At 53.9% G+C, this 24,386-nt stretch carries 32 protein-coding genes; 25 read left to right on the top strand and 7 right to left on the bottom strand.

What is annotated here, in order from left to right:
• Positions 1-22 precede the first annotated feature (22 nt).
• On the top strand, positions 23-1,339 hold the full coding sequence (locus FOI68_RS09530; protein WP_035299519.1) for a globin-coupled sensor protein: 1,317 nt from the start codon (positions 23-25) through the stop codon (positions 1,337-1,339).
• A gap of 52 nt (positions 1,340-1,391) precedes the next feature.
• Here the strand turns inward: FOI68_RS09530 and FOI68_RS09525 are convergent, their stop codons facing one another.
• Both FOI68_RS09525 and FOI68_RS09520 read right to left on the bottom strand, forming a co-directional pair.
• The gene (locus FOI68_RS09525) at positions 1,392-1,889 is read right to left on the bottom strand and encodes a Crp/Fnr family transcriptional regulator (RefSeq protein ID WP_044897137.1); all 498 of its coding nucleotides are present in this window, start codon (positions 1,887-1,889) and stop codon (positions 1,392-1,394) included.
• A 36-nt stretch (positions 1,890-1,925) separates the two neighbouring features.
• Positions 1,926-2,315, bottom strand: a complete 390-nt coding sequence (locus FOI68_RS09520; RefSeq protein ID WP_035299521.1) for a VOC family protein — start codon at positions 2,313-2,315, stop codon at positions 1,926-1,928.
• A gap of 217 nt (positions 2,316-2,532) precedes the next feature.
• Here FOI68_RS09520 and FOI68_RS09515 point away from each other — a divergent pair, with 217 nt between their 5' ends.
• The 7 genes from FOI68_RS09515 (at position 2,533) to FOI68_RS09485 (ending at position 8,731) form a co-directional block, all read left to right on the top strand.
• Positions 2,533-3,216, top strand: coding sequence for a GntR family transcriptional regulator (locus FOI68_RS09515; protein WP_035299523.1), 684 nt, complete (start codon positions 2,533-2,535; stop codon positions 3,214-3,216).
• Positions 3,213-4,415 carry a CaiB/BaiF CoA transferase family protein gene (locus FOI68_RS09510; protein WP_143862973.1) on the top strand — a complete coding sequence of 401 codons (1,203 nt, stop codon included), beginning with the start codon at positions 3,213-3,215 and terminating at the stop codon, positions 4,413-4,415. Before FOI68_RS09515 ends, FOI68_RS09510 begins: the two co-directional genes overlap by 4 nt.
• Positions 4,412-5,323 (top strand): hydroxymethylglutaryl-CoA lyase, encoded by a 912-nt coding sequence (locus tag FOI68_RS09505; protein WP_143862972.1) that lies wholly within the window; start codon positions 4,412-4,414, stop codon positions 5,321-5,323. The genes FOI68_RS09510 and FOI68_RS09505 overlap by 4 nt, the downstream gene beginning before the upstream one ends.
• A 17-nt stretch (positions 5,324-5,340) precedes the next feature.
• A complete protein-coding gene (locus FOI68_RS09500; protein WP_143862971.1) occupies positions 5,341-6,402 on the top strand; it encodes a TRAP transporter substrate-binding protein in 1,062 nt (353 codons plus the stop codon).
• 34 nt (positions 6,403-6,436) lie between these two features.
• Positions 6,437-6,943: a TRAP transporter small permease gene (locus FOI68_RS09495; protein ID WP_143862970.1), complete on the top strand. Its 507-nt coding sequence runs from the start codon at positions 6,437-6,439 to the stop codon at positions 6,941-6,943.
• A complete protein-coding gene (locus tag FOI68_RS09490; protein ID WP_143862969.1) occupies positions 6,943-8,217 on the top strand; it encodes a TRAP transporter large permease in 1,275 nt (424 codons plus the stop codon). Before FOI68_RS09495 ends, FOI68_RS09490 begins: the two co-directional genes overlap by 1 nt.
• 172 nt (positions 8,218-8,389) lie before the next feature.
• Entirely contained in the window at positions 8,390-8,731 is a 342-nt protein-coding gene (locus FOI68_RS09485) for a hypothetical protein (protein ID WP_255433422.1), read from the top strand.
• 11 nt (positions 8,732-8,742) lie between these two features.
• Here FOI68_RS09485 and FOI68_RS09480 read toward each other — a convergent pair whose 3' ends face one another.
• The 5 genes from FOI68_RS09480 to FOI68_RS09460 all read right to left on the bottom strand — a co-directional run bounded on the left by FOI68_RS09480 (position 8,743) and on the right by FOI68_RS09460 (position 13,791).
• Positions 8,743-10,209, bottom strand: coding sequence for a recombinase family protein (locus FOI68_RS09480; RefSeq protein WP_143862968.1), 1,467 nt, complete (start codon positions 10,207-10,209; stop codon positions 8,743-8,745).
• Positions 10,210-10,461: 252 nt separating this feature from the next.
• The gene (locus tag FOI68_RS09475; RefSeq protein WP_143862967.1) at positions 10,462-11,238 is read right to left on the bottom strand and encodes a hypothetical protein; all 777 of its coding nucleotides are present in this window, start codon (positions 11,236-11,238) and stop codon (positions 10,462-10,464) included.
• 318 nt (positions 11,239-11,556) lie between these two features.
• Complete coding sequence (locus tag FOI68_RS09470) at positions 11,557-12,783, bottom strand: hypothetical protein (protein WP_143862966.1); 1,227 nt, start codon at positions 12,781-12,783, stop codon at positions 11,557-11,559.
• A 25-nt stretch (positions 12,784-12,808) separates the two neighbouring features.
• A complete protein-coding gene (locus FOI68_RS09465; RefSeq protein ID WP_143862965.1) occupies positions 12,809-13,360 on the bottom strand; it encodes an ImmA/IrrE family metallo-endopeptidase in 552 nt (183 codons plus the stop codon).
• 17 nt (positions 13,361-13,377) lie between these two features.
• A complete protein-coding gene (locus FOI68_RS09460) occupies positions 13,378-13,791 on the bottom strand; it encodes a helix-turn-helix domain-containing protein (protein WP_143862964.1) in 414 nt (137 codons plus the stop codon).
• A 160-nt stretch (positions 13,792-13,951) separates the two neighbouring features.
• Between FOI68_RS09460 and FOI68_RS09455 the strand changes: the two genes are divergently transcribed.
• From FOI68_RS09455 to FOI68_RS09400, 17 genes are all read left to right on the top strand, one after another.
• Positions 13,952-14,167 carry a helix-turn-helix transcriptional regulator gene (locus FOI68_RS09455; RefSeq protein WP_143862963.1) on the top strand — a complete coding sequence of 72 codons (216 nt, stop codon included), beginning with the start codon at positions 13,952-13,954 and terminating at the stop codon, positions 14,165-14,167.
• A 173-nt stretch (positions 14,168-14,340) separates the two neighbouring features.
• A complete protein-coding gene (locus FOI68_RS23400) occupies positions 14,341-14,517 on the top strand; it encodes a hypothetical protein (RefSeq protein WP_185973914.1) in 177 nt (58 codons plus the stop codon).
• Positions 14,518-14,570: 53 nt separating this feature from the next.
• Positions 14,571-14,711: a hypothetical protein gene (locus tag FOI68_RS23395; protein ID WP_185973913.1), complete on the top strand. Its 141-nt coding sequence runs from the start codon at positions 14,571-14,573 to the stop codon at positions 14,709-14,711.
• A gap of 14 nt (positions 14,712-14,725) precedes the next feature.
• On the top strand, positions 14,726-15,037 hold the full coding sequence (locus FOI68_RS09450) for a hypothetical protein (protein ID WP_143862962.1): 312 nt from the start codon (positions 14,726-14,728) through the stop codon (positions 15,035-15,037).
• A gap of 54 nt (positions 15,038-15,091) precedes the next feature.
• A complete protein-coding gene (locus FOI68_RS09445; protein ID WP_143862961.1) occupies positions 15,092-15,724 on the top strand; it encodes a helix-turn-helix domain-containing protein in 633 nt (210 codons plus the stop codon).
• Positions 15,721-15,888: a hypothetical protein gene (locus FOI68_RS23390; RefSeq protein WP_185973912.1), complete on the top strand. Its 168-nt coding sequence runs from the start codon at positions 15,721-15,723 to the stop codon at positions 15,886-15,888. The genes FOI68_RS09445 and FOI68_RS23390 overlap by 4 nt, the downstream gene beginning before the upstream one ends.
• Positions 15,885-16,019: a hypothetical protein gene (locus FOI68_RS23935; RefSeq protein ID WP_255433421.1), complete on the top strand. Its 135-nt coding sequence runs from the start codon at positions 15,885-15,887 to the stop codon at positions 16,017-16,019. Before FOI68_RS23390 ends, FOI68_RS23935 begins: the two co-directional genes overlap by 4 nt.
• Before the next feature lie 67 nt (positions 16,020-16,086).
• Positions 16,087-16,323 carry a hypothetical protein gene (locus FOI68_RS09440; protein WP_143862960.1) on the top strand — a complete coding sequence of 79 codons (237 nt, stop codon included), beginning with the start codon at positions 16,087-16,089 and terminating at the stop codon, positions 16,321-16,323.
• Positions 16,304-16,528, top strand: a complete 225-nt coding sequence (locus tag FOI68_RS09435) for a hypothetical protein (RefSeq protein WP_143862959.1) — start codon at positions 16,304-16,306, stop codon at positions 16,526-16,528. The genes FOI68_RS09440 and FOI68_RS09435 overlap by 20 nt, the downstream gene beginning before the upstream one ends.
• A gap of 480 nt (positions 16,529-17,008) precedes the next feature.
• Positions 17,009-18,997 carry an AAA family ATPase gene (locus tag FOI68_RS09430; protein ID WP_143862958.1) on the top strand — a complete coding sequence of 663 codons (1,989 nt, stop codon included), beginning with the start codon at positions 17,009-17,011 and terminating at the stop codon, positions 18,995-18,997.
• Positions 18,998-20,110, top strand: coding sequence for a hypothetical protein (locus FOI68_RS09425; protein WP_143862957.1), 1,113 nt, complete (start codon positions 18,998-19,000; stop codon positions 20,108-20,110).
• Positions 20,110-20,817 carry an MBL fold metallo-hydrolase gene (locus FOI68_RS09420; protein ID WP_143862956.1) on the top strand — a complete coding sequence of 236 codons (708 nt, stop codon included), beginning with the start codon at positions 20,110-20,112 and terminating at the stop codon, positions 20,815-20,817. Before FOI68_RS09425 ends, FOI68_RS09420 begins: the two co-directional genes overlap by 1 nt.
• Positions 20,818-20,835: 18 nt before the next feature.
• Positions 20,836-21,726 carry a DnaD domain protein gene (locus tag FOI68_RS09415; RefSeq protein WP_143862955.1) on the top strand — a complete coding sequence of 297 codons (891 nt, stop codon included), beginning with the start codon at positions 20,836-20,838 and terminating at the stop codon, positions 21,724-21,726.
• Positions 21,727-21,783: 57 nt separating this feature from the next.
• Positions 21,784-22,488: a BRO family protein gene (locus FOI68_RS09410; protein WP_143862954.1), complete on the top strand. Its 705-nt coding sequence runs from the start codon at positions 21,784-21,786 to the stop codon at positions 22,486-22,488.
• A 14-nt stretch (positions 22,489-22,502) separates the two neighbouring features.
• On the top strand, positions 22,503-22,661 hold the full coding sequence (locus FOI68_RS23385) for a DUF6906 family protein (protein WP_162836755.1): 159 nt from the start codon (positions 22,503-22,505) through the stop codon (positions 22,659-22,661).
• Positions 22,662-22,664: 3 nt separating this feature from the next.
• Positions 22,665-23,099, top strand: coding sequence for a RusA family crossover junction endodeoxyribonuclease (locus tag FOI68_RS09405; protein ID WP_143862953.1), 435 nt, complete (start codon positions 22,665-22,667; stop codon positions 23,097-23,099).
• A gap of 19 nt (positions 23,100-23,118) precedes the next feature.
• Positions 23,119-24,078: a helix-turn-helix domain-containing protein gene (locus tag FOI68_RS09400; RefSeq protein WP_255433420.1), complete on the top strand. Its 960-nt coding sequence runs from the start codon at positions 23,119-23,121 to the stop codon at positions 24,076-24,078.
• Positions 24,079-24,386 lie beyond the last annotated feature (308 nt).

Raw genomic sequence — 24,386 nt, 5'->3', positions numbered from 1 at the left:
TGGAACAAAAGGAGAGCAAGCAATGAGCAAGAGCCCATTTTCGAATTTCTTTGGCCGGAAGGGCGGCCGAAGCGGCGAGTCTTTTTTCCGGGACATGCGGGAAAAGGGAGAAGTGCGCATTGAGCCGCAGTCCGAGCTGGCCAGACAATTGTCGATGATTCACTTGAACGAAGAGGATCTGGCAGTGGTTAAAGCGCTGCAGCCCTTGATTGTCCAACACATCGACAACATCGTCCATTTCTTTTATGAAAAGATAGAACGAGAGCCGCTATTGATGTCCATCATCGAGAAAAACAGCTCGATCGAACGGCTCAAACAGACGCTGAAACGGCACATTCAAGAGATGTTCAGCGGCCGGATCGACGCCGCCTTCATCGAGCAGCGCAGACGGATCGCCATCGTCCACGTGAAAATCGGGCTGGAGCCGAAATGGTACATGAGCTCGTTTCAGAACCTGCTGGTCTCGCTGATCAAGATTATGGACGACGCGATTGCGGACAAGCGGGAATTTGTCCGGGCCGTGACGGTGGTGACGAAACTCCTCAACATCGAGCAGCAGCTCGTGCTGGAAGAGTACGAGAACGAGCACGAGCGGATCCGGCAGGAAGCGCGGCGGAAAAACGAGCAGCTTCGTCAGGTTCTGGCCCAGTCCGCCCACGAGCTGGCGGCCGTCTCGCAGCAGACCAGCGCGTCGGTGCAGCAGTTGACGGAACAATCGCGGGACGTGCTCCGTTTTGCGGAGAGCGGTACGGGCCACTCCCTGCGCGCCCAGCAGTTGTCCCAGGAAGGCAGGGAAAAGCTGGAGACGCAGCAGGAGCAGATGGGGCTGATCCAGCGGAGCGCGCAGCAGATCGCCGCGGAAATGGGGACGCTGGAGGAGATTGCGGCGAAAATTCGCGGCATCGTCGACGTGGTGACGGCCATCGCCGAGCAGACCAACCTGCTGGCCCTCAACGCCGCGATCGAAGCGGCCCGCGCGGGAGAACAAGGGCGCGGTTTTGCCGTCGTGGCCGACGAAGTGCGCAAATTGGCGGAGCAGACGAAACAGTCCGTCTCCGGCGTGACCGAACTGATCGAAAAGACCAGCGCCCAGACGGCCAGCCTGTCCGCCGTGGTCAGGGAAGTGGAGCGGATGGTGGCGTCCAGCACCGCGATGACCGCCGAGACCACCGCCTTTTTCGCGGAAATCTTGCAGGCGGTGACCGAGAGCAAGGAGCAGAGCACGCACATCCAGCGGGAGCTGGAACGCTTCTTCAAGGTGATGGAAGACATCAATCAGGCGGTTTCGCAGGTGGCCGTCTCCGCCGACGAGCTGTCCGCGATCACTGAAGACATGTAACGAAAGCCTGTAACGGCAAACAGGCACACCACGGAACTGTTCCATGGTGTGCCTACGTGTTTTTGCGCAGCAGCCGGTTCACCGTCTCCCGCCGCAGCCCGACCAACTGGCCGATCTCTTCCTGGGTGAGCAGCTCGGTCAAGGCGTAATCGCCCACGTACGTGCGAAACCATTCGTTCAAAAGCGCCAGCTTGTCCGCCGGGGAGGAAGCGGTCAACTGGTCCATGCGCTGCTGCGTGAGGCGCAGCTTCATCTGGAGCTGCAGCGCGATGTCCCGGTACATCAGCGGGTTTTCCTCCAGCGAGCGGTACCACTCGTCCGGAGGGATGACGTCCACGTCGCTGGTCATCAGGGCGATCGCCGTTCCGTGGTATTCCTTGACCGACAGGAGCGAATGGTGGGGAACGATCTCCCCGGGCAGCAGGATGTTGAACAGAAACGGCGAGCCGTCCTGCTGCAGCCTGACCACCTTCAGCAGGCCCGATTGGATGCGAAAAAGCGGTCCCCGCTCTCCCTGGCGAAACAGGACGTCCCCTTTGTGCAGCTTCATCGGCATCCCTCCGTCTCGCGTAACAGGCGCATGCCGTCAGCGGGTGGTCTCAAAGAACTCCAGCCGTTCCCCGTCCGGCCCCTCGAAAAAGATGTAGCGTGAACCGTTGGGCAGCGTCGTCGCCGCATCGTCCACAAAGGTGACGCCCAGCCGCTTCAGCCGCTCGATTTCCTCGACCAGGTTGTCCACCGTAAACGCGAGGTGGTGCACCTTGCCTTCCACCGGCAGATCGTCGTTGTAGCCGTGGATCAGTTCCAGTTCCGTTTCCGTGGTGCCGGGGAACCCCAGAAACGCCAGCGTGATCGCCGGATTGGTGTGGACCAGCGTGCCGCGGCATTCCAGCCCCACGACATCCCGGTAAAAGGCGATCGACCGCTCCAGATCCTTGACCATCAGGCCGACGTGTTCGATCTTTTTCACTGCCATCTTCATCTCTCCTTTTCCAGGCGTTTCCCTCATTGTAGACGATTTTTCCCAAAAAGTCTGTACGCGGATTCCGGTGGAGGACGCGGGCTCTCTTTCTTCTTGCCGGCCATATTTCAAACGAGAATAATTGACACTATTTTTAGAATTGAATTACTATTTAGAAAACTCTTTCGTATACAGCATACCGTATTCATGACAGGGGAAGGGTTTGAGGGTCATGCCCAGGATGATCAAGCGAAGCGAGACGCTCCAGGAACAAGTGTACGAATATTTGCGGGAACAGATTCTGTTCGGCGGGCTCGCCCCGGGGCAGCGGCTGATCGAGGAGCGCCTGTGCGAAGAGACGGGCGTGAGCCGCAGCCCGATCCGCGAAGCGATCCGCCGGCTGGAAAAGGACGGCCTGGTGGTGGTGCAGGCACAGGGAGGAGTCACGGTCTACCAGCCGACGCTCGATGATTTTACCTCGCTGTTCGAGTGCCGTCTCCATCTGGAACCGGCGGCGGCCCGTTTTGCCGCCGAGCGCCGGACGGAGGAGGAATTGGCCGACCTGCAGGAACTGTTGGCCCGGATGGCGGACATTGCCCGCGAGAGCGATGCCCGCCGAACCCACGAGCTCCATTTCGCCTTTCACCAGCGCGTCGCGGAAGCGAGCAAAAACCCGTATATGGCCAAGATCATGAACGATCTGAAGGTGCTGATTTCGTTCTACCGCAACGCCATCCTGCAGGTGCATCCGCAGCGGCCGGAAACCGTCATTGCCGAACACGCGGCGATCCTCGACGCCATCCGCAGGCGCGACGGAGACGCGGCCGCAGCGAGCATGGCCGAGCACATTACCCGCGATTTCCGCCTGTGCATGGAAGCCAACCGCACACCAACACGACAAGGAGGGGACCGATGAACGCACGAAAACCGCTGCAGGGCGTGCGCGTGCTGGAACTGGGCACGCTGGTGGCCGCGCCGTTCGCCGGCAAGATTTTTGCCGAGTTCGGAGCGGAGGTGATCAAGGTGGAGCCCCCGGAAACGGGCGATCCGCTGCGCAACTGGCGGGCCATGCATCACGACACGTCCGTCTGGTGGTACGTCCAGGCCCGCAACAAAAAATCGATTACCGTTGACATGCGCATGGAAGAGGGGCAGGAGATCATCCGCTCGCTGGCCCGTGAAGTGGACATCGTCATCGAAAATTTCCGGCCCGGGACGCTGGAGAAATGGGGGCTCGGCTACGAGGTGCTGAGCGGGATCAACCCCGGCCTGATCATGGTCCGCATCTCCGGCTACGGGCAGACCGGTCCCTACCGCGGCAAGCCGGGATTCGGCAGCGTGGCGGAAGCGATCGGCGGCCTGCGCTACTTGACCGGGTTCCCCGATCGGCCGCCGGTGCGGGTGGGCATCGCCATCGGCGACCTGACGGCGGGCCTGTACGCGGTGATCGGGGCGCTGATGGCGCTCCACGCCCGCAGCCGCTCGCCGGAAGGAAAGGGACAACTGGTGGACGTGGCCTTGTACGAAGCCGTGTTCAGCCTGCTGGAAGGCGTGCTGCCGGAATACGACTTGAAGGGGGTGGTGCGGGAGCGGACGGGCAGTGCGCTGCCGGGCATCGCGCCGTCCAACACCTACCTGTGCGCCGACGGCAAGTACGTCGTGATCGGCGCCAACGGGGACAGCATCTTCAAGCGGCTGATGCACGCCATCGGCCGCAGTGACCTCGCGAAAGACCCCCGTTACGCCACCAACCAGGGACGGGCGGAAGACGCGGCGTTCATCGATCAGGTGATCGAGGAGTGGACGAAGCGGCATCCGCTCCAGGAGGTGCAGCGCCGCCTGGACGAGGCGGCCGTTCCCGTGGGGCCGATCTACAGCATTGAGGAGATTGTCGGGGACGAACACTACCGGGCGCGTAACATGCTGGAGGAAATCCGTCTGCCGGACGGCGAGACGGTGTTGTTTCCCGGCGTGGTCCCCAAGCTGTCGGAGACGCCCGGCGGCCACGAGTGGGTGGGGCCGTGGTTGGGGGAGCACAACGAGGAAATCCTCAAGGGTCTGCTCAGGCTGGATGACGCCGCGCTGGCCCGGTTGAAGGAGAAGAAAGCCATATGACGACAGACGTGACGATCATCGAAGTGGGGCCGCGCGACGGCCTGCAAAACGAACCGGGCTTCATCCCGACGGAGAAAAAGCTGCGCCTGATCGGCATGCTCGCCGATGCGGGCCTGCGCCGGATCGAGGCGGCGTCGTTCGTCCATCCGCAGCGCGTGCCCCAGATGGCCGATGCCGAAGCGGTGATGGGCGGACTGCCCCGGGTGTCCGGGGTCTCGTTTGCCGCGCTCATTCCCAACCGGAGGGGATTGGAGCGGGCGGCCGCGTACCGGCTGGACGAAATCAACTGGGTTACCTCCGCCAGTCCGGCGTTCAACCGGCGCAACATCAACCAGACGATCGAGGAAAATCTGGAGGCCTTCCGCGAGCTTGTTCCGCTGGTCCGGCAGGCGGGGCAGCGGATCCGCTTTTCCATCGCCGCCAGTTTCGGCTGTCCGTTCTCCGGCAGGGTAGACCCGGACGTCGTGCTCCGGCTGGCCGAGCAGGCGATTGCCGCCGGTGCGGATGAGATCGGCGTCGCCGACACGATCGGCATCGCCGTTCCGGACGAAGTGTACGCGCTGTCCAGACGGCTGATCGACGCCGTGGGGACGGAGCGAATCGCGCTGCATCTGCACGACACCCGCGGCTTGGCGCTGGCGAACACGTACGCCGCTTACACGGCGGGGATCCGCAGCTTTGAGACCGCGGTCGGCGGGCTGGGCGGCTGTCCGTTTGCGCCAGGCGCCGCCGGCAACGCGGCGACGGAGGATGTCGTGTACATGTTTGAACGGATGAAGGTGCGCACCGGAGTGGATTTTTCCAAGATGCTGGACGCTGCCGAATACGCCGTCAGCTTCTCCATGCGCATGCCGCTGGGCCGCATCCGGCTGGTGGAATCGAAAGAACAGCCAACGATTCACAGATGACCAAGGGGGTAACCACGATGAAAACGAGATGGATCACCGCGTGGACGACGATCGGACTGCTGGGCGGCCTGCTGGCCGGCTGCGGCGGAGCGGCGGCACCGGGCGGAACGGCGGCGGTCGGCGCGTCCGGCGGGCAGGCGGCATCCGCTGACGGCTACCAGGAGGCGACCATCCGCCTCGCCTACAACCTGCCGCAGGACCACCACATCGCTCGCGGGGTGGAAGCATTTGCGAAAAACGTGACGGAGCGCTCCGGCGGCAAGGTGAAAATCCAGGTGTATCCGGCCGGCCAACTGCTGAGCGACAAGGAAATGAACCAGGCGATTCTGACGGGAGGCGTCGAGATGGGGGTCAACTCGTCCACGCTGTGGTCGTCGGTGGTGCCGGCGATGGGGATTTTTGACGTACCGTTCGCGTTTCCCACCTACGAGCTGGCGGGCAAGGCCCTGTCCGGCCCTGTTGGCCAGAAGCTGAATGCGGAGATGGAGAAAAAGGGGGCCAAAGTGCTGATGTACGCCGACTACGGTTACGCCCAATTCGCCAACAGCGTCCGCCCGCTGACCAGGCCGGACGATTTTCACGGGCTGAAAATCCGCAGCATCGGTCACATCCCGTCGGTGATGATCCAGGCGTACGGCGCGGCCCCCGTCTTCATGGGCGCGGGAGAGGTGTACATGGCGCTGCAGCGCAAGACGATCGACGGCGCCACCTCCGGCACGACGGCGATGGTGCAGCGCAAGTACGACGAGGTGTCCCGCTATTTGACGGTCGTCAACTACGCCTACCTGGAATTCCTGCTCGCCGTCAACAAGCAGTACTGGGACGCGCTGCCGCCCAAAACGCAGGAGCTGTTGACCGCGACGGCCAGGGAGACGGAAGAGTGGATCCGCAAGCAGGCGGAAGAAGAGGACAAACAGACGGCCGAGCAGTTGAAACAAAAAGGCATGGACGTGTACGTGGTGCCGGAGAGCGACCTCCCGCAGTGGAAGGAAGCGGCCAGGCCGGCCTGGGACGAGTACCTGAAAACCGCCGGGGACTTGGGCCGAGAGCTGCTGGACGACGTGCAGAACATCCGGTAACCGTGCGGCAGAAGCGAGGAAGGGAGGACGCTGAATGAAATGGTTTTCATACCTGTACCGCTGGATGGACCGCTTGATCCTGTGGGGGGGAATGGCGGCGGGGATCCTGATCGTGGTGACGACGGGCATGATTTTTTACGAGATCGTCTCCCGTTCGCTTTTTGACGCCCCGACGACCTGGGCCACCGAGCTGTCCGTTTACGCGATCATCGGCAGTTGTTTCATCGGGGCGGCTTACGCGGTACGGACTGACGCCCACATCAAGGTGGATCTGCTCCTGCACAACGTGCCGGCCGCCGCGCGCCGCTGGCTGCTGATCGTCTCCGCCCTGCTGGGGCTCGCGTTCAGCCTGCTGTTTGCCGTCTTCGGCTGGGAACACGTCAAGCGGTCGATGGAGCTCGGCTTTACCTCCACCTCGCTCTTGCAGATTCCCATGTACATGCCGGAGATGCTGCTGCCGATCGGCGGCACGCTGCTGAGTCTCGCCTTTCTGCTGCAGGTGGTGGACTGCATACGCGGCGGGAAAGGGGGCGAGGCGTAATGGGCCTGTTCTTTGCGGGCGGCATGGCCGCGCTGCTCTTGATCGGCGTGCCGGTTGCCTTTGCCCTCTCGCTGTTGGCCGCGATCGGCCTGTACTGGTTCAACGGCGGTGTGCTGGGGCTGCACCAGATTCCCATCATCGCGTACAAGGCGCTGGATGACTTTACCATCAGCTCCCTGCCGATGTACGTGCTGATGAGCCAGATTCTGCTCTACAGCGGCGTAGGCAGGGAGCTGTACGAAATGGCCAGCCGCTGGCTGCGTCATCTGCCGGGCGGCCTCGGGCTGGCCACGTTGGTGTGCTGCGGCATTTTTGCCGCCATCTCCGGTTCCAGCGTGGCGACGGCGGTGACGATCGGCACAGTGGCGATTCCCGAGATGACCGCCCGGGGCTATGACAAAAAATCGGTGCTGGGCCTGTTGGCGGCGGGCGGTACCTTGGGCATCCTGATCCCGCCCAGCGTGCCGATGATCATCTACGGCTCGGTCACCGGCGAATCGGTCGGCAAGCTGTTTATCGCCGGAGTGGTGCCGGGGATTTTGCTGCTGGCGATTTTTATGGCGTACGCGTCGTGGAGCATGCGCCACATCAAAGGCGAGCCGGCCAGTTGGCAGGAGCGCTGGCAGGGGACGCGCAAAGCGGTCTGGGGCCTCTTGATGCCCGTTTTGATCATCGGCGGCATCTACTCCGGGGTGTTCACCCCCACCGAGGCGGCCGCCGCCGGCGTGGTGTTCAGCCTGCTGGTGGCGGGGATCGTCTACCGCAGCCTCACCTGGGCCAACATCAAAAACATCCTGCTGTCGACCGTCGCCACCAACGCGATGATCCTGTTCATCCTCGTCGGGGCGATGCTGTTCGGCTTCATCCTCACCTCCCTGCAGATCCCGCAGGCGATGACGGAGATGGCCACCGGCCTGCCGGTCTCCAAATGGGTCGTGTTCATCCTGATCAACCTGCTCCTGCTCGTGCTCGGGTGCTTCCTGGAGACGGTCTCCATTCTGGTCATCACGCTGCCCATTTTGTATCCGATCATCACGACGCTGGGCTTTGACCCCATCTGGTTCGCCATCGTCATGGTGATCAACATGGAGTTGGCCCTGATCACACCGCCTGTGGGACTCAACCTGTTTGTACTCAAGGGCATCGACCCGTCCGCGCCGATTGCCCTGATCGTGCGCGGCGCGGCCCCGTACGCCGTAATCATGCTGCTGTTCATCGCGCTGCTGGCGTTGTTCCCGGGGCTTGTGACAGGACTGATCGGCGACGTGCAGTAACGGCTTTTCCCCCCTCTGCCCCGTCCTTTAGGCGGAGGGGGGCGGCTGTCACGTGCAAACGGCAGCGGCGAGAAGCGCAACGGCGAGAAGCGGAGCCGAACCGCCCGAGGCAGGTTCGGCTTCTCTTTTCGCTGACTCCCGCATAGGATGTACCAACTGGGAGGTGACGGGCGTGGCGATGTTTCGACCCCGTCGGCGATGGAAAAATCCGCTTTCGCGCACGAAAGCGTTTTTTATCGCGCTGGTCATATTCTTCGTGATGCTGATCCAGTTTCTGGTCTTTGTCGAGAATCGCCTGAAGCCGACGCTTCTGATCCTGGCGTCGCAAAAGGCGGAGCAGTTGGCCAAGCAGGCCATCACCGACGCGGTGACGAAACGGATAACGCAGCAGGGCGTGGACTTCAACCAGATCGTCAAGATTGAAAAGGACAACGAGGGGCGGATTCAGGCGTACCAGTTCAACTTCAAGGAGTATTCGCGGATTGTGGGAGATTCTACATTTACAATAGAGTAATAAAATGAGCCTCAGTGGAAGCTGAGGCTTTCTACTTTGATTGGCTTGTTCTTAGCCCACTTGTGGCGCTCGGACTCATCGATTTCAACCGCCATGCTCTTGACCAAGATACTGACCAGTTGCTTTTTTTCTGCAGGGGTGGCATAGTCCCATGCGAGTTTAATATTTCTGATGACCGAGAGGATCTGTTCGTCGGTTAACGAAGTTTCGTTGGCGTGTTGCTCCAGCTGCCGACGCAGTTCCTGCTCCTTCTGGCGCTCTTCGGCAACCCTTTCTCGGAACTCCTCGATTTCTATAAGACCTTCGGCAAATGCCAATTGCCAGCGCTTCCGGCGTTCGTTCAGTTTGGCGATCTGTTTTTCAATACTATCCGTTTCCCTCTTTGGTGCCGACTTCTGTCGTTTGACTGCCTTTCGAGCACTTAGTTCGTTCTGACGCGTGTCCAGTTCATCGAGAAAGTACCGCTCCAAAAATTCTTCTCGGATCATTGGAGCGTTGCATTTTTTCTCTTTTACGTTCTTGCATATATAATGACGTTGCTCATACACTTTTTCTCCATGTTTGGAACGTGTAGTTTTCCCATACATGCTTCCCCCGCAGCGAGCACAATGTAAAACTCCAGAGAAAATGAAGTCTGATGCTAACTCTCTTGGGTGCTTTAAGCGCCGGGACTGCATCACCTTTTGCGCTGTTTCAAAGGTTGCTTTGTCGATAATGGGGTCGTATACACCTTCGATGATTACCCAGTCCTCGGGAGAATTGACCTTACGCCCGCCCTTTCGATAGTTCCAGCGCAGTGCTCCATAGTAGGTTTGGTTTTGCAAAAGGTTCTGGACCGTAACTTTTGACCACTCTTTGCCAAATTTCGTTGGGATTCCTCGTAAATTCAAGTCGGCGGCAATAGAGTCCAAACCGGTCCCGTGGATGTAACGGTCAAATATTTCCCTTACGATCGGCGCTTCATGTTCGTTAATGACCAGCGTCCCATCGACGAGATCGAATCCATATGGAGGTCGGCCCCCGGGTCTCTTCAACTCATTAACCATTTGCTCTTGCCCAAATTTAACGCGTTCAGCCAGGTTTTCACGTTCCCACTGGGCGAGGGCAGCTACCAGGGTGATAAACAGCCTGCCGATCGCTGTTGTGGTGTCATACACTTCTGTGGCGCTTTTGAATTTCACATCGTAGCGCTCGAATTCTTGGAGGAGCTGGTACAGATCAAGGACGGATCGTGTCAAACGGTCCAAACGATACACAAGCACCACGTCGATCTTGCGATCCCGGATGTCGCGGAGCATACGCTGCAGTTCTGGCCGATCCGTATCCTTGGCGCTAACGCCCTCGTCAATGTAATAGTCGTAAATATCCCAGTCCTGGGACTGTACGAATGCAGTCAGTTTTTCCTTCTGAGCTGCAATTGAAAAACCCTCTTGCGCCTGTTCTTCAGTCGATACACGTCCGTAAATCGATACTCTCATATTTAACGCTCCAATTTTTGGGATTATATAGTTGATTATACAAAATAGTTACTTTTGTTGCTGCCCATGCGTCTCCTTGAATATTGATCAGTGTACCAGTCAACGATCATCAGCACAATCGGAACCTATTCAGGATGGGGGACAAGAGTCCGTTCCCGATCGGTCTTGTCACTGTTTTGGATAAAGTTGTTTTTTCGATGGTGGCATCGTGATATGACTTTTGCAATCAAAAAAAGTCCAGTGTGATGTAGACTATTCATCAACTGGACCATACTTTTTAATTATTGCCGTTCTACCTTCTTCAAAGGTCTGTTCATTAATAATTCCGTTTTTCCATAACTGTTCGAGTGCATTGTATAGACGTACATGGTATGGATATTTGTTTGAGTCATCCATATATTCAATATAATCATCGTTAATTTCGTCCACTAGGTTAAAATACTTCTGACGTAATAGTGTATAAAAATTGTTGTGGACAAGACTTTTTATTTCTTCTAGTGTAAAGCCAATTATGTATTCATTTCGTGCTAAGGCAAGTTTCCTACGTTTCCCTTCAGCAAACTGCCAAAAGTTATTTTGTTTACCTCGGCTAAATGTTTTTACCGAAGAAAAGATACCCAACCTTGCTCGTTTGGATCTTAGAAGTTCCGCTAGATCAGCTACCTCTCGGACATCAATCGACTTTTGATGATTTTTTGATTCACCGATTATTCGAAGGCCGATGTGATTGTGTATGAATGTCGGTGTTGTACCGTCTGCAAATACAATTAGGTGATCGATTTGGTTGTCACCCTGTAATACATTAGGATAAACGACCGCACATTCGAACCTGTCATATACGAATGTCATAAGCGCCTCAAGTGCGTCTCCCTTTTGCTTTTTACTATTGGATTTAAGGGATTCTTCGACATTTGCTATCAGGCTTAAGAATAACTTCTTTTCCTCATCAGTTCGAATTGGTTTCCACACTACGTCGTCAGGGCCATTATTGATATAACGATTAAAGGAAATGCTGTCTTCTTTATTCATAATTACCTCTACCGACATAATTCCTCTTTCATAACGAAAACAACCCTGATATCTTCAACATTTAAAGAGGATCCGCAGTCAGGACATTTGTAACCATTATGGATAATAAACTGTGTCAAACTTTTCTTGCTTGTAAATTCATGAGCATGTACCATGTCTGGATCTACATTAGTACAGAAAATGATATATTTAACACCTAGATATGAGTTATAAGATAAACTCATTAGAATTTCTTCGACTAAGCTTTTTGGAAGATGCGTTCTCCTTGAAATTAACCTAGGAGAGACTATATCGTTAGGTTTTATAGCTGTGAGCTCCTCATTCACTTTCTGCAACGCCGGTAAAGGAAGGTTGAACTTCTTGTTTATAGCTATTAAGCTTTCGTAAAACATTGTCCATAACCTCCTTTACCGTAGTTGCTGTTGTGGTCCTCTTGAGTGAATAATACTTGTCTTTTTTAGAGATCACATACGGATACTTTCTAATGACACCATTATCATCTAATTTATGAATAATGCCAAGTGCAGCAATTTCTCCGTTTTCCCACATTAAGCGTATAATTTCAGCACATTCTGCATAACTGAAGGCATTTCCACGTGAATTCGCTTTAAATTCTGTTGAACCTTTATCAGACTTATGGAGGAATATTTCAAATGGCTGAGGTTTTTCAATACGGCCATAAGCGATGATAAGCTCGTTTTCGTACGTTTTCAATAACGCTTTCTTAAAACGAGCCGGGTAGCCCTTCCTTTTAAATGCAATATCACTATCCACCATACTTTTAATAAGTTTAGGCATGACGGTGTGTTCAAAATTACGAAGTTTCTCATCAACAACTGGGTTATTGTGATAAAAATATTCTTCAGTAAGTTTAAACAAAGTGTCGATAATCCATTCTGGATTAGAAAAATCAAATTTTATAACAGTTTCCCGAAAACGTTTCATAAGAATCCATGTTAGTTCGTCCCACTCTTTTTTCTTTATTCCGCAAACTGAAACTAAATGCTCGGTAGGATGCATAACGAGTACAAAGTGTTTTAGTTTGTAATCCATAATGACATAAGACATATATATGTCATCTTGACTTTCCCAACTGTTCGTTTCATCGTTCTTTACAAGAACTTGTGATGGGGACACAAAGGTGAAGATAAGTTGGCTTTTTGCAAGGTCCATTTGTACGTTCACTAATGTTACTTCTTTTAAAGTTTTGACGTTGATATTATATAAATGTTCAATTTTGTCCTTTGTATCATTGAAAACTTTATTGATCGGATTAGTTTCAAATAGGTCTATATTTCTTGGTTCGTAAACAAAAAGCATATTGTTCCCTTCCAGATAAATATGAGAAAGCCAGGACATGAAATCATCAAAGGGAATACATCCAGTCATTAAGTTGTTTAGTGCGTTCTGTCTAAATTCTTTTGCGTTTCTTCCTTGCCTCACTCCGTATTTATGTTTTAGTTTATTTAGCTCATGGTGATCAGATTTATCCAGGAAGTAAAGCAAATTTGCTTGTTGATTCTGATCGAGATCAGCAAAACTCATAATTTATTCCTCCAATTAGGTTTTCCTAATCCAACCACTTTATATACCCAAACCCACCCTTAGACTTGGCGATTGCATCGGCCTTTTCCGGGAAGATCAAGGACAAGCGGTAATACACAAATTCTTCGGAAACGAGGAACTCATCAGCCAGCAGCGAAATGTCAACCGGTTGGTCGTATGAGATCACCACTTCTTGCAACATTTTCATTGGCATGTACAGGTAGGCCGAGAAGTTCTTTGCTTGCCTCTCTTGATGCGCGTGGATCTCCTTGGTCGTCTGCATCTGGCTGATGGTGTGTAAAAACAGATGAGCGAATTCCTCGCCGGCCAACTCCTTAAACCTGATATAGTCTAATCCCTTGGGAATATAAATAAACCCTCTCCGAAACCCTGTACAAACTGAGTAAGTCAGGTCTGGTTGCGGAGAGGGTTTGATTTTGATCTTGTAGTATGCGCATATTTCTTCAATGTCGATTTGATCGGGATACTTGTAGTTGAACTTGTTCAGGACGTGATTCGCACGTTCCTCCGTCATGCTTGTCTTATAGTGGGGAGGGAGAACTTCGGCGAATTTCATGCTGCATCCTCCAGCTGCTAATCTTGCGGTTCCTCATCATCGTCGTTTTCCAAGTCTTCTTTTATGAACTCCCACATTTTAATGACCTTCTTGATCTTGGACGGATCGGAAGCCAGGTCGTTGAAAAAGACGGGGTATTTTTTCATTTCGTTAAGGACACGCCGTTCCTCATCTGTTAGGTTCGTGGCGTTGTCCTTTTTGTCGGTAGGAGAGGGGTCGTTAGTTTTTCCGTGCAGATAGTCTGTGGAGACATTAAAAAGATCGGCCAATTTGCTGAGTGTTTCCATCGGTGGCTGTTTTGTACCTGCTTCATATGCAGTGTAGGTGGATCGAGCAACCCCGACGCGGTCAGCTACATAGCCCTGTGTCCACTTGGGATCCTTGGCTTTTCTTTTTTCCCGTTCAGCTTTAAGCCTTTTCGCAAACACCACATTCCTCACCAACCCCTAGAGTCTAAACTAATTATAAAGTTACTGAGGGAAACTCGAAACAAATGTTACTAAAAGTATAAATAACCTATTGACAAGTTACTAAAAGGAACATATGATGAAAACATAAAGGTTACTTAAAGGAACATTTGGAGGTGAAAAAATGCGAATCTGGCTAAAGGAGCTGCGAGAGGCAATGGGACTGACCCACGAGCAAGTCGCAGAATTATGCGGAATCTCCCGCAGCTACTATACACACATCGAGAACGGCACCAAAACACCTACAGTCAAGGTGGCAAAAACAATGGCTGAGGTTCTTCGATTCGACTGGACAAATTTTTTTAAAGAAAAATGTTCCTTAGAGGAACAATCGGCCTGAAAAGGTGAACCGCGCTGATGGTTTCGCCATACGGCAACACCGTCAGCAAATAATTCCGGACGCTCGACATTGATTGCACGTTTGCGTTGCTTGATCTTGATGGTCCGGAGTGAAAGGAGGGGACGGATATCGTACAAGCAGTCGCTCATAGTCTTGTACAGGAGGCGATGAGCGTGAATCAAACAGCGCAGTCGAACGGTCCGAGTCCTGAAGCATGGGAGCGTGCATACAGCTTTATCATTACAAACATTCTGCCCCGAATTATCGAAGGTGAAAGAGTGGCGGGGCGTCTTGAAGCCCTTTTGAACGCCCCCAAGCAAGAGCCACTGAAAAAGGTCCAGAATGGGTAACCTGGACGCCGGGGGTAACCCGGTAGATCAGACAAGCCCCAAAGGAGGTCAACATGGACTTCGCCGACATCAAGCAGGTGCGCGTCACCACCAGCGATACTGAAGCAAGCAAGTTACTCAGTGAAGGATGGACGCTGTATGACATCGAGAAAAACGGCAGTCGTTATACCTTCCTGTTGGTGAAAACCCAGTAAAGGAGGTGAACCAGGTGTCGGAACAGGTTATCGCTTTCCCGGAACTGGAAAGTGTTCTGACGGCGCACATCAATGACTTGAGAGCAAAGGGAGCCGATCCGGTCATCCTGCTTGACGAAACAACCGAGCCGACTTATGGCGTTTGCTCCCGAACGGTGTTGGTTGTGAACGGTCCTGAGTTAACAAGTTTTACTGAACTTTGGATTGAGGACTACGGACCGTTAGGTATGGTGACCAAGGGAAGTATCACTGCCCGCGCGGCTCGGCTGTTCGTGGACTACCTTGATAAAAAGAGATTCCCTCAGCAAGCCGAGGGAGATTCCTGAAGATGAGCACAATCTCATCGTACCTTGAAAACCATGTAGAAAAGAGGGGAACAGATGGGGAACAGTAACGAACCAATCTCGCTGTATTCGCGGTCGCGGATACATGACATCTGCGAGTACGCGTTCCGCCACCAAAGAACAGGCGAACAGTTGACGTACGAAACGCTCGGAAAGAAGATCGGCCGGTCGGCCAGGTGGGTGTCTGATGTGATCAACGGCCGAACCACTCCGATGCGGGAGGACGCCGAGGACTTCGTTCAAGCATGCGGCAATCACTATGCGATCCGAATGCTCAAGCACTTGTATGGCGACGCTCCACCGCCAACCGATCCGCGTCTGATGGGCAGCCTGACGGTCTCGCTCAATAATCTGATCAAACAGTGTCGGGACGTGATCAAAGAAGCGGAAGCCGTGATTGAGTGGGAACGAACCCGGCGCCCGTGGCAGCCGTTAACGCAAGACGACGAACGGATACTGACGCACCTCGGTAAGCAGATCGAGGACCTTTTCCAAGCTGGAGACGACGTTCATATCTTGATGGACGAGAGATATGGCATCGACCCGGTGATACATCAGCATAACTGGCTTGCAGAAGCTCGGGCCATGGAAATCGTCGTCAGTGATCCGCGCGAGTTGATGCGCCGGGAAAGGCAGGAAGCATTGATGATGGGAGGGACAAGCCGATGAAAGATTGGAACCGACTGGCGCAGGAAGCGCACGAAAAGCACTTTGTCCACGATGCAGCAGAAGCGTCCAAGTATCCGGGCGGGCGCAGGGCATTGAAAGAGTACCGCGATCGGTTGATTCTGAATCGTCTATATCTGGACGCAAAGGAGGAGAAAGAAGCATGAAAGACCTGACGACAGCAGCAGGAGTGATCGAACTGGTTTGCGACGCGGACCGACCCCTTGGTCGAAATGTGATCACGATCGGGGAAATGGTCGAGCTTCATCTGAAGGCAGAAAAAGAAAAAAGCGCCTAAGAGATAGACGCTTCAAAAATATTGGTCACTGGTAGCGTACCACAGCTTCATAAAGGAGGACAAGCCCATGAAACCTCTTTCTTCTCAAATCGCTGACCTTCAGCGGGAGTTGGAAAACCTCGAAGAAATGCGCCGCGAAGCAGACGACAAATGGCGCGCGGTGGATGTGGAGTACGTCAAACTGAAACGTCTGCGCGAGGAGCTGTACGCTCACAAGCGCGATCTCGCTTACGAAATTGAATGGCGGGCCCAAGAACTTGCCGCGTTGCAGGAGGAGATACGGAATGCTCGAGCAACTGCTTGATTTCCCGCAATACGTCGAGCGAACCGAACCGACCAGGCAACGGCTGCTGCATCCAATCGCGTTCGACGATGACCGCGACGACCTGGAATGGACGGTCCGGGACGTGATCGAGGAACTGGAGTACCTGGTGGACATGAAAGCCACCATGGCGCCAGAGGAGTTCGTTGACGGGGTAAGAGAACAGGACAGACGCCTTTTGAAATAACGCGGGCTTCGGCCTGCGTGGGGGCATCGACAAAAAATATGTGCAGCAGTTATCCCATCGGTCGATGCTTCCACGGAGGTCGAGACCTCCACTACATAGCGAGGTCAAGAGTGGGCAACAGAGGGTTGCAACTGCTGGCAGTGAGGGAAGGGCTGCCGGCGGCCTCGTGGATCACAAGGAAAGGGGGGAAATCATGGGGCCATATTGCAAGTTTTGCGGGCAACGCTGCTTTGTATACCTTCCGTTGGAAACGCCAAAGGAAGCACTGAAAGCATACGGGACTACAACAATCATCGCGACATGCAAAGCAGGGCAGGAATACGAAAAGAAACTAACCGGCTGGTGCTTGGATGACATTCAGGCAGCAATAAAAGCAAAAGACCCAGCGCGGCCACGCTGAGTCTCGGTCGATAATGCACGATTGGGAATCACTTCAATCGTAGCTTATCGGCCTCCAAAAAACAAGTGGGAGGTAATTCGATGCTCAAACAAATCAATCTGCTGCGGCTCACCTTGAGGAACTTTAAAGGGATTCGTGAGTTCATCTTGGACACGGAAGGGGGCAACGCGGACGTATACGGCGACAATGCTGTCGGGAAGACCACATTGTTTGACGCCTTCACATGGTTGCTGTTTGACAAGGACAGCCAGAACAAAAAGGACTTCCAGATCAAGACGCTGGATGCGTCCGGGAAAGTCCTTCACGGTCTGGAGCATGAAGTTGAAGGTGTACTGTTGGTCGGTGATAGGCGAATCACGCTTCGCAAGGTCTTTGCAGAAAAGTGGACGAAAAAGCGCGGTTCAGCGACTGCTGAGTTCACTGGTCACACGACGGATTACTTCATTGATGGAGTGCCGGTGAAGCAAAGGGAATACAAAGACAAGGTTGACGAGATCGTGAAGGAGGACGTGTTCAAACTCCTGACCAGTCCAACGTTCTTCAACGAACATCTTCATTGGCAGGAGCGGCGCAGAATCCTCCTGGAGGTCTGCGGTGACGTGTCCGACGACGAAGTGATCGCCGCAAACCAAGCGTTGACAAAGTTACCGGCCATCCTGAACGGCCGCAGCCTCGAGGACCACAGGAAAGTAATCGCCGCGCGACGGGCGGAGATCAACAAGGAGCTGGACAAGATCCCGGTGCGAATCGATGAGGTACAACGGTCGATGCCGGATACAAACGGACTGGATGAAGCAGCGTTGCAACGGGAGATTGACGCCCTGAAAGAGCAGATCGACAGCAAAGAGGCCGAACTGTTCCGCGTCCGATCCGGCGGCGAGATCGTGGTAAAGGAAAAGCGGCTGCGTGAGATCGAGGGCGAACTGCTGGAGATCAAAAACCGGCTGCAGGCCGGGACGCTGGAGAAAGTGGTAGCCAAGCGCCAGGAAGTATCGGCTCTCAAAGGCGACTATGACGAACTGGTGCGGCAGGTAAAGGACAAGTCCCGCACCATCGAGCGGAACAAGCAGTGGATTGCTGAGCGACAAGCGGAAGCAGACCGCCTCCGCCAACAGTGGCACCAAGTCAACGACGAAACGTTTGAGCATCACCACGATACGAACTGCCCAACGTGCGGCCAGGCGCTGCCGGAGGAACAAATCCAAGCTGCCCATCAAAAGGCGCGGGCCGACTTCAATCGGCGAAAAGCGGAGCGTTTGGAGCAGATCACGGCAAAAGGGAAAGCTGCGGCGGCGGAAGCCAAACGGTTGGAGCAGGAAACTGCTGACCTTGCGCGAGAGATCGAGTCTTTGGAACTGCAGTTGGTAGCAAAGGAGAACGAAATTCGCGCCGCCGAAGCCGAATTGAACGCCCTGCAGGTTGGTATCAAAGACGTGGACAGCGATCCGCAATACATTGCCAAGAAGCAGGAAGCCGCGGTGGTTCAACAGGAGATTGACCAGCTCCGCGCATCTGTTCAGGAAGCCGCGGCAAAGGTCCGGGAAGAAATCGCAGGTTTAAAAGCCCAAGTCGAAACCCTGGAGCAAGAGAAAGCGAAGTTTGCCCAGGTTCGGGCCGCTGAGAAGCGGATCGCAGAACTGTCGGCACGGGAAAAGGAACTGGCCGCCGAATTCGAGCGCTTGGAGCAAGAGCTTTTCCTGACCGAGGAGTTCATTCGGACCAAGGTCAACCTGCTCGAAGAGAAGATCAACAGCAAATTCCGGTACGCACGGTTCAAACTGTTCGAGCAACAGATCAACGGTGGCCTGGTGGAAGTCTGCGAGACCACGTTCAACGGCGTACCCTACTCCGGTGGCCTGAACAACGCCGCGCGCATTAACGTCGGGTTGGATATCATCAACACGCTGTCCGAATACTACGGCATCACGGCGCCAATCTTCATCGACAACGCTGAGGCCGTGACCCGAATGATCGAGACCACCGGCCAGCAGATTCGCCTGATCGTCAGCGAGAAGGACAAGCAACTGCGGGTAGAAACGGCCAAACAAACTATGAGGGAGGCGGTATAAATGAGCCAACAACAATCTTTTACCACGGGACTAGCGAAAGTAACCGAAGTATTTGCCCCCATGATCGAACGCCAACTCACAGGCAATGGAATTTCGATGGATGGATATTCAAAACAGTGTGTCGTCAATGCTATCTCAGCCATCAATGCCGCTTTGGATGCTAAAGGGATCACTTGGAATGATCCCCAACTAGACAAAAACAATGTCACGCAAATCCTTCTGTCTGTCGCTTCACTGAAGCTCAATGCTGCAGCCAGTCCGCGGGAAGTATTCTTCCAAGTGCGTAATGTCCAGGTCAAAAAGAAGGTTGACGGAAGGGAAGTTACAGAGTGGAAAAAGCAGATCGAAATGGGCATCGAAGGAGACGGCAATGACGCGATCCTGGCCCGGTTTGGCCGAGACATTCAGAAGGTGGGACAATACTGGCTCGTGCGCGAAGGAGATCATTTTGAGTACCCGAGATATAACGGATTCGAAGTTGAACCACCTAAGTGGTCCCCAACCGGACAAGGAGAGGTAGTTCGGGTCGTCTACCCCATCCTGAAAAAAGACGGAACCCAAGAATTCTATATTGCTGAACGTGCGGATGTAGCGAAAAACCTCATCGCCCACATCAGCAACAACCTCATGAATGAAACGTTCGGCATCTGCGAAGACCGTTTCAAAGCAACACCAGAGCAGAAAAAGCAAATCGCGGCCAAGAAAGCGGAAGTGTTGAAAAAGGCAAAAGAACTCGGCCTGGATGCCCTGGACGATCCGGAGCTGCAGCAATGGATTAGCCCGGCATGGACGGAATATCAAAGCCGTGAGCAGATGATCATCCGCAAGATGCGGAACAACATCGTCAAGAAGATCCCAAAAGACTTCGGAAATGCCTTTATCGAGATGATCCACAACGAAGCGACCGATCCCGATTATGCGGAAGTTCGCCGCGAAATCAATGAGAATGCCAATCGAGAAATCATCGATATCGAGGCGGAAGTGGTTAACTCCGAACCGGAGCCGACTCTGCCGTCGCAAGAACCTGATCCGACTCCGAGCGATCCGACCGGCACACAACAAGAACTAGATTTTGGTGAAGCTGCTGCGGCTTCCGAAGGGCCCGGGTTCTGATGATCGCGATCACGCCACTCGCATCAAGCAGCAAGGGAAACTGCTATCACGTGACGGATGGCAAAACAGCCCTGCTGCTGGAGGCGGGAATCCGGTACAAGGACATACAGCGGGCGCTGAACTTCCAAGTATCGTCGATCGCAGGATGCCTGATCAGCCACGAACACGGGGACCATGGTAAGGCTGCTGCCGAAGTGATGAAGGCTGGGATTGACGTATATGCCTCCCAGGGCACGCTTGATGCCCTGGGGCTCTCCGGCCACCGGGCAAAGCCGATCAAAGCGAAACAGCAGTTTCAGATTGGCACATGGACGATACTCCCTTTTGACGTGCAGCACGACGTCGCGGAGCCCCTTGGATTTCTACTGGTGAACCGAGCCGGCGAAAAGCTGGTGTTCGCGACGGATACCTACTATATCCGCTACCGATTCCCGGGACTGACACACATCATGGTCGAGTGCAACTACAGCCTACGGATACTGGATGAGAACATCTCTGCCGGCCGAGTACCGGCAGTTATGAAGAAAAGGCTCTTGAAGTCACACTTCAGCCTGGAGCACGTCAAAGACTTTCTGCAGGCAAACGATCTGTCCAAGGTGCAGGAAATCTGGTTGCTGCACTTGAGTGACAACAACAGCGATGCAGCCCTATTTAAACGAGAGATACAAGAGTTGACCGGCAAGCAAGTATTTATAGCGCAATCGTAACGAGGGCGAGGTGATGGTGTGAACTACATAAGAGAGCTGAACGCCTTTGTAGATTGGCTCGAAACAAACCCATTGGAAGCAACTGCACAAACTTTGTGGTTTCACCTAATGGCGATCGCAAATAAGAGTGGTTGGCCAGAGTGGTTTGCGGTATCCAATCTAACCCTACAGGCGAAACTCAGCGTTACAGAAAACACCCTGGCGAAGCACCGAAACACCCTCGTTCAGAAGGGGAGGATTGAGTACCGTTCACAGGGGAAACAGAAGGCCGGCAAGTACAGAATCATCCCGTTCTCGGCCCCCAGTCTTACCGCAAAAAATGAGGTAAATCATGAGGTAAACGATAACCATACCTCAAATTTTGCGGCAGAGCGTGAGGTACTTCATGAGGTAAACCTTGCGGTAAACCGTGAGGTAAACCATGAGGCTTTATATAAACAAAACAAAACTAAACAAAACGAAACAAATTTCTCTCTTGAAATGCCCGCGCGCGAAAATTTTCTCCCGATGATCAATGAGTTGAATATCAAGTGTAGGGGCGTGTGGGACATCGATGCTTTGGAAGCCTTTCTCGGCATTATGGAGCCGGAATTGATTCGGGAAGCCCTAAAGCGTTCGGAGAAGAAAAGCGTCGCATATGCGCTTGAAATTCTCCGGGATTGGAATGCCGAGAAGATTCACACCGTCCAGGCACTTCGTGAACATGAGGGGAAAAGGCGTTCTCGGTCGCGTGGTCACCGCGGGAACGTTGTGCTCATGGACAAGCTGCCCGCGTCCGTTCAGTGGCAACAAGAGCAAGAAAGGTCCGGGGCGGCCATGCAGCCACAGGAACCACGCACAGTGGCAGATGACCCGGAATTGGCGGAAATGCTCCGTAACTTACATCGTTCAAAAAAGGCAGGGAGTTAGGCCGGCGCGGTGCAGAGCGATACGTGTACATCGAGAACCGAGCAAGGAGGAATGAGCATGCAAGCACTTCAAAACGTTTTCAGTTTTCAAGATAAGCAGGTACGAGTTGTTCTACGGGATGGGGAACCTTGGTTCGTGGCTCGTGATGTGTGCGAGGTACTGGATCACAGCGATACCAGCACGGCAATCCGTCGGCTGGATGACGATGAGAAGCTGACCCAAACAATGTTTGTATCAGGTCAAAACAGGGAGGTATGGCTGGTTAACGAGCCGGGCCTGTACTCACTCATCTTGACCAGCCGCAAACCAGAGGCAAAAGCCTTCAAGCGCTGGATTACTCACGAGGTTATACCGGCGATCCGGAAGACCGGGGCATATGCTATCGATCAAAACAAAGTCGTCCCCCTCAGCGAACGCCAGGCTCTGATTCAATCTCTCAAGCTGACGGCAGAATTGGCGGAGGAGATGGAGGAGGTTAAATCTATCACCCAAATCCACAGCCAAAAGCTGATGGAGCTGGAGCAGAAGGTCGAAGAACAAATCACCATCGACCACGGAGAGCAGCGCATTCTGCAGCAGGCAGTTGCCCGCCGGGTCTACGAGGTGGAGAGCGATCCGCAGCGGCGCCGCGAATTGTTCCGCCAACTGTATCGGGAGATTAAAGATCGTTGGGGAGTTCCCAGCTATCGGGATGTACGTCGGACCGAGCTGCAGCAGGTACTTCGCTACGTAGAAGCCTGGATGCCAAGACGGACGGCGTAGGAGGGGGAGCGATCATGAAGCAGCCAAAACGCCCGACACGGGCCCAGAAGAAAGTAATCGAGCAGCACAAGCTGAATCCAAGCAACTGGTTTGTTGAGAGGGACACTCCTGCCGAGATGGTCATCGTTCACCGGCAAACAGGCTCGGTTCGAGTGTTTCGGAAAGGAGCGTAGACTATGGGCGCGATAGTCGAAAAGCAGAGCATCAGCTTTACCGTCTACGGCGAACCTGTCGCCCAGGGGAGACCGCGGGCATCAACGGCGGGGGGATTCGTCCGATTGTACGACCCACAGAAGTCGCGCGATTACAAAGATTATGTCAGATTGGTCGCAAGCGAGCACGCACCGTCCAAGCTGATTGAAGGGCCGTTGCAGCTCAAGGTCAATGTGTACCGTCCAATCCCCAAATCGTTCAGCAAGAAAAAGGCAGCGCAGGCAGAGGCCGGAGAGCTGCGGCCAACATCCAAGCCTGATGCGGACAACTACCTCAAAGGCATCAAGGATGCGCTGAAAAACGTGGTCTGGAAGGACGATTCCCAGGTCGTTGAGGTGTCCGTCAGCAAATGGTATAGCGATCGGCCGCGGGTAGAAGTCCAGATTCTTGAAATTTAAACCGGGGAGGAATTCTCGTATGCCTTACATTGATTTCCAATCTGTTGTCAAGAAAGTGAATCTGAAGCCAGGCGGCAAGAAAGAAATCGTGCTTGAAGTGACAGACAACGGCCTCAACGGAAAGTTGGACATCCTTTCCGAGATGATCGATTGCAAAGTAGACGTATCGATGGAATCCCTGATCGTCAACTACAACATCATGATCAACGCAAAAACGAATGAACCCCTCACCACATACAAGGTTGACGATAAAGGCGTTGTGTCCGAAGTGAAGCCCACCGGCGAACAACTTGAGGCAGACCTTGGACTTCCGCCTGAGAAAGTGCCAACCAAGGAACAAACTGAAAAGGCTGAATTGCAAGTGATCGATGAGTTTATTCTCAGCGGACTGTCTCCCAGTTTTGAAGACTTGCCTTATGACTTCTACTCCATCATCAAGCGTAAACATGAGGGCGAAACCTACATGAAGCTGGCGAGCGAGCTGGGGATTTCTAGCGGCAAGATCGTGGATTTGGTCGATGAGTACCGGAAGCGCGTTGCGCCACTGGCAAAGAAGTGGGACGAGTGGAGACGAGGGAAGGAAAAGGCGGAACCGGAAAAAGGAACGGCCAAGGGCGAAAACGACAACACGATTGCGGCCGGCGAGGACATCGAGGAAAACCGTGATTCAGTCCAAGACCAAGAAGATGACTTCCAAGGAGAAGGAGAATCCGGGGATGCAGAAAAAACTGCAGCTTCGGTAGACAAGGATGCACTGGAGGCATTCATTCTGAGCGGACAAGCCCCCACGTTTGAAGACATCCCCTATGACTTCCCGACCTTGTTGGCCCGCCGCAAGAATGGCGAATCGTGGTTACAAATTGCTGCTTCCCTCAGCACATCGTCGTCCAAATTGCAAACAGCATGGAGCAAGTACAAAAAGCTCGTCGCTGAGCATCTGACGAAGACCAACGGAAATGAGGAGCAAGGGGCAGCGTAAAGCTGCTCCTCTCCTGAAAGGTGGGGGCATGATGACAGTAAAGCCCAAACCGGATCATCCGTGGAGAAGAAGCTGCATCATCAGGCGTGATGTTTCGGAGCATATCAAACGATCAGTGACAAACCCCAAAGTGAACAATTGGAAAGTCGGCGGCGCGCTGCCGGCGTGGAACGGGAGGAAGTAGTCATGAAGAAATCGGAAATCGTACTCGGTGGTCATTACTCCAACGGTAAAGAAGGGCGCGGGCACTCGGTCCGAAAAGTGATAGACGAAGGACCGCAGTACAAACTCTACTCTGCAGTAACAGA

This window comes from Brevibacillus sp. LEMMJ03 (assembly GCF_007197875.1).
Lineage (GTDB): Bacteria > Bacillota > Bacilli > Brevibacillales > Brevibacillaceae > Brevibacillus > Brevibacillus thermoruber.
This window is presented reverse-complemented; position numbering and strand designations above follow the sequence as displayed.

Excerpts from the sequence above, each read along its gene's own strand:
- FOI68_RS09435 (WP_143862959.1), top strand. The coding sequence starts at position 16,304 with ATGCTCGAGCAACTGCTTGATTTCCCGCAATACGTCGAGCGAACCGAA.
- FOI68_RS09520 (WP_035299521.1), bottom strand. The coding sequence starts at position 2,315 with ATGGCAGTGAAAAAGATCGAACACGTCGGCCTGATGGTCAAGGATCTG.
- FOI68_RS09480 (WP_143862968.1), bottom strand. The coding sequence starts at position 10,209 with ATGAGAGTATCGATTTACGGACGTGTATCGACTGAAGAACAGGCGCAA.
- FOI68_RS23395 (WP_185973913.1), top strand. The coding sequence starts at position 14,571 with ATGGACTTCGCCGACATCAAGCAGGTGCGCGTCACCACCAGCGATACT.
- FOI68_RS09425 (WP_143862957.1), top strand. The coding sequence starts at position 18,998 with ATGAGCCAACAACAATCTTTTACCACGGGACTAGCGAAAGTAACCGAA.
- FOI68_RS09525 (WP_044897137.1), bottom strand. The coding sequence starts at position 1,889 with ATGAAGCTGCACAAAGGGGACGTCCTGTTTCGCCAGGGAGAGCGGGGA.
- FOI68_RS09400 (WP_255433420.1), top strand. The coding sequence starts at position 23,119 with ATGCCTTACATTGATTTCCAATCTGTTGTCAAGAAAGTGAATCTGAAG.
- FOI68_RS09430 (WP_143862958.1), top strand. The coding sequence starts at position 17,009 with ATGCTCAAACAAATCAATCTGCTGCGGCTCACCTTGAGGAACTTTAAA.
- FOI68_RS09530 (WP_035299519.1), top strand. The coding sequence starts at position 23 with ATGAGCAAGAGCCCATTTTCGAATTTCTTTGGCCGGAAGGGCGGCCGA.
- FOI68_RS23385 (WP_162836755.1), top strand. The coding sequence starts at position 22,503 with ATGAAGCAGCCAAAACGCCCGACACGGGCCCAGAAGAAAGTAATCGAG.
- FOI68_RS09405 (WP_143862953.1), top strand. The coding sequence starts at position 22,665 with ATGGGCGCGATAGTCGAAAAGCAGAGCATCAGCTTTACCGTCTACGGC.
- FOI68_RS09465 (WP_143862965.1), bottom strand. The coding sequence starts at position 13,360 with ATGAAATTCGCCGAAGTTCTCCCTCCCCACTATAAGACAAGCATGACG.
- FOI68_RS09515 (WP_035299523.1), top strand. The coding sequence starts at position 2,533 with ATGCCCAGGATGATCAAGCGAAGCGAGACGCTCCAGGAACAAGTGTAC.
- FOI68_RS09440 (WP_143862960.1), top strand. The coding sequence starts at position 16,087 with ATGAAACCTCTTTCTTCTCAAATCGCTGACCTTCAGCGGGAGTTGGAA.
- FOI68_RS23935 (WP_255433421.1), top strand. The coding sequence starts at position 15,885 with ATGAAAGACCTGACGACAGCAGCAGGAGTGATCGAACTGGTTTGCGAC.
- FOI68_RS09495 (WP_143862970.1), top strand. The coding sequence starts at position 6,437 with ATGAAATGGTTTTCATACCTGTACCGCTGGATGGACCGCTTGATCCTG.
- FOI68_RS09505 (WP_143862972.1), top strand. The coding sequence starts at position 4,412 with ATGACGACAGACGTGACGATCATCGAAGTGGGGCCGCGCGACGGCCTG.
- FOI68_RS09475 (WP_143862967.1), bottom strand. The coding sequence starts at position 11,238 with ATGAATAAAGAAGACAGCATTTCCTTTAATCGTTATATCAATAATGGC.
- FOI68_RS09490 (WP_143862969.1), top strand. The coding sequence starts at position 6,943 with ATGGGCCTGTTCTTTGCGGGCGGCATGGCCGCGCTGCTCTTGATCGGC.
- FOI68_RS09510 (WP_143862973.1), top strand. The coding sequence starts at position 3,213 with ATGAACGCACGAAAACCGCTGCAGGGCGTGCGCGTGCTGGAACTGGGC.
- FOI68_RS09420 (WP_143862956.1), top strand. The coding sequence starts at position 20,110 with ATGATCGCGATCACGCCACTCGCATCAAGCAGCAAGGGAAACTGCTAT.
- FOI68_RS09445 (WP_143862961.1), top strand. The coding sequence starts at position 15,092 with ATGGGGAACAGTAACGAACCAATCTCGCTGTATTCGCGGTCGCGGATA.
- FOI68_RS09410 (WP_143862954.1), top strand. The coding sequence starts at position 21,784 with ATGCAAGCACTTCAAAACGTTTTCAGTTTTCAAGATAAGCAGGTACGA.
- FOI68_RS09470 (WP_143862966.1), bottom strand. The coding sequence starts at position 12,783 with ATGAGTTTTGCTGATCTCGATCAGAATCAACAAGCAAATTTGCTTTAC.
- FOI68_RS09455 (WP_143862963.1), top strand. The coding sequence starts at position 13,952 with ATGCGAATCTGGCTAAAGGAGCTGCGAGAGGCAATGGGACTGACCCAC.
- FOI68_RS23390 (WP_185973912.1), top strand. The coding sequence starts at position 15,721 with ATGAAAGATTGGAACCGACTGGCGCAGGAAGCGCACGAAAAGCACTTT.
- FOI68_RS09500 (WP_143862971.1), top strand. The coding sequence starts at position 5,341 with ATGAAAACGAGATGGATCACCGCGTGGACGACGATCGGACTGCTGGGC.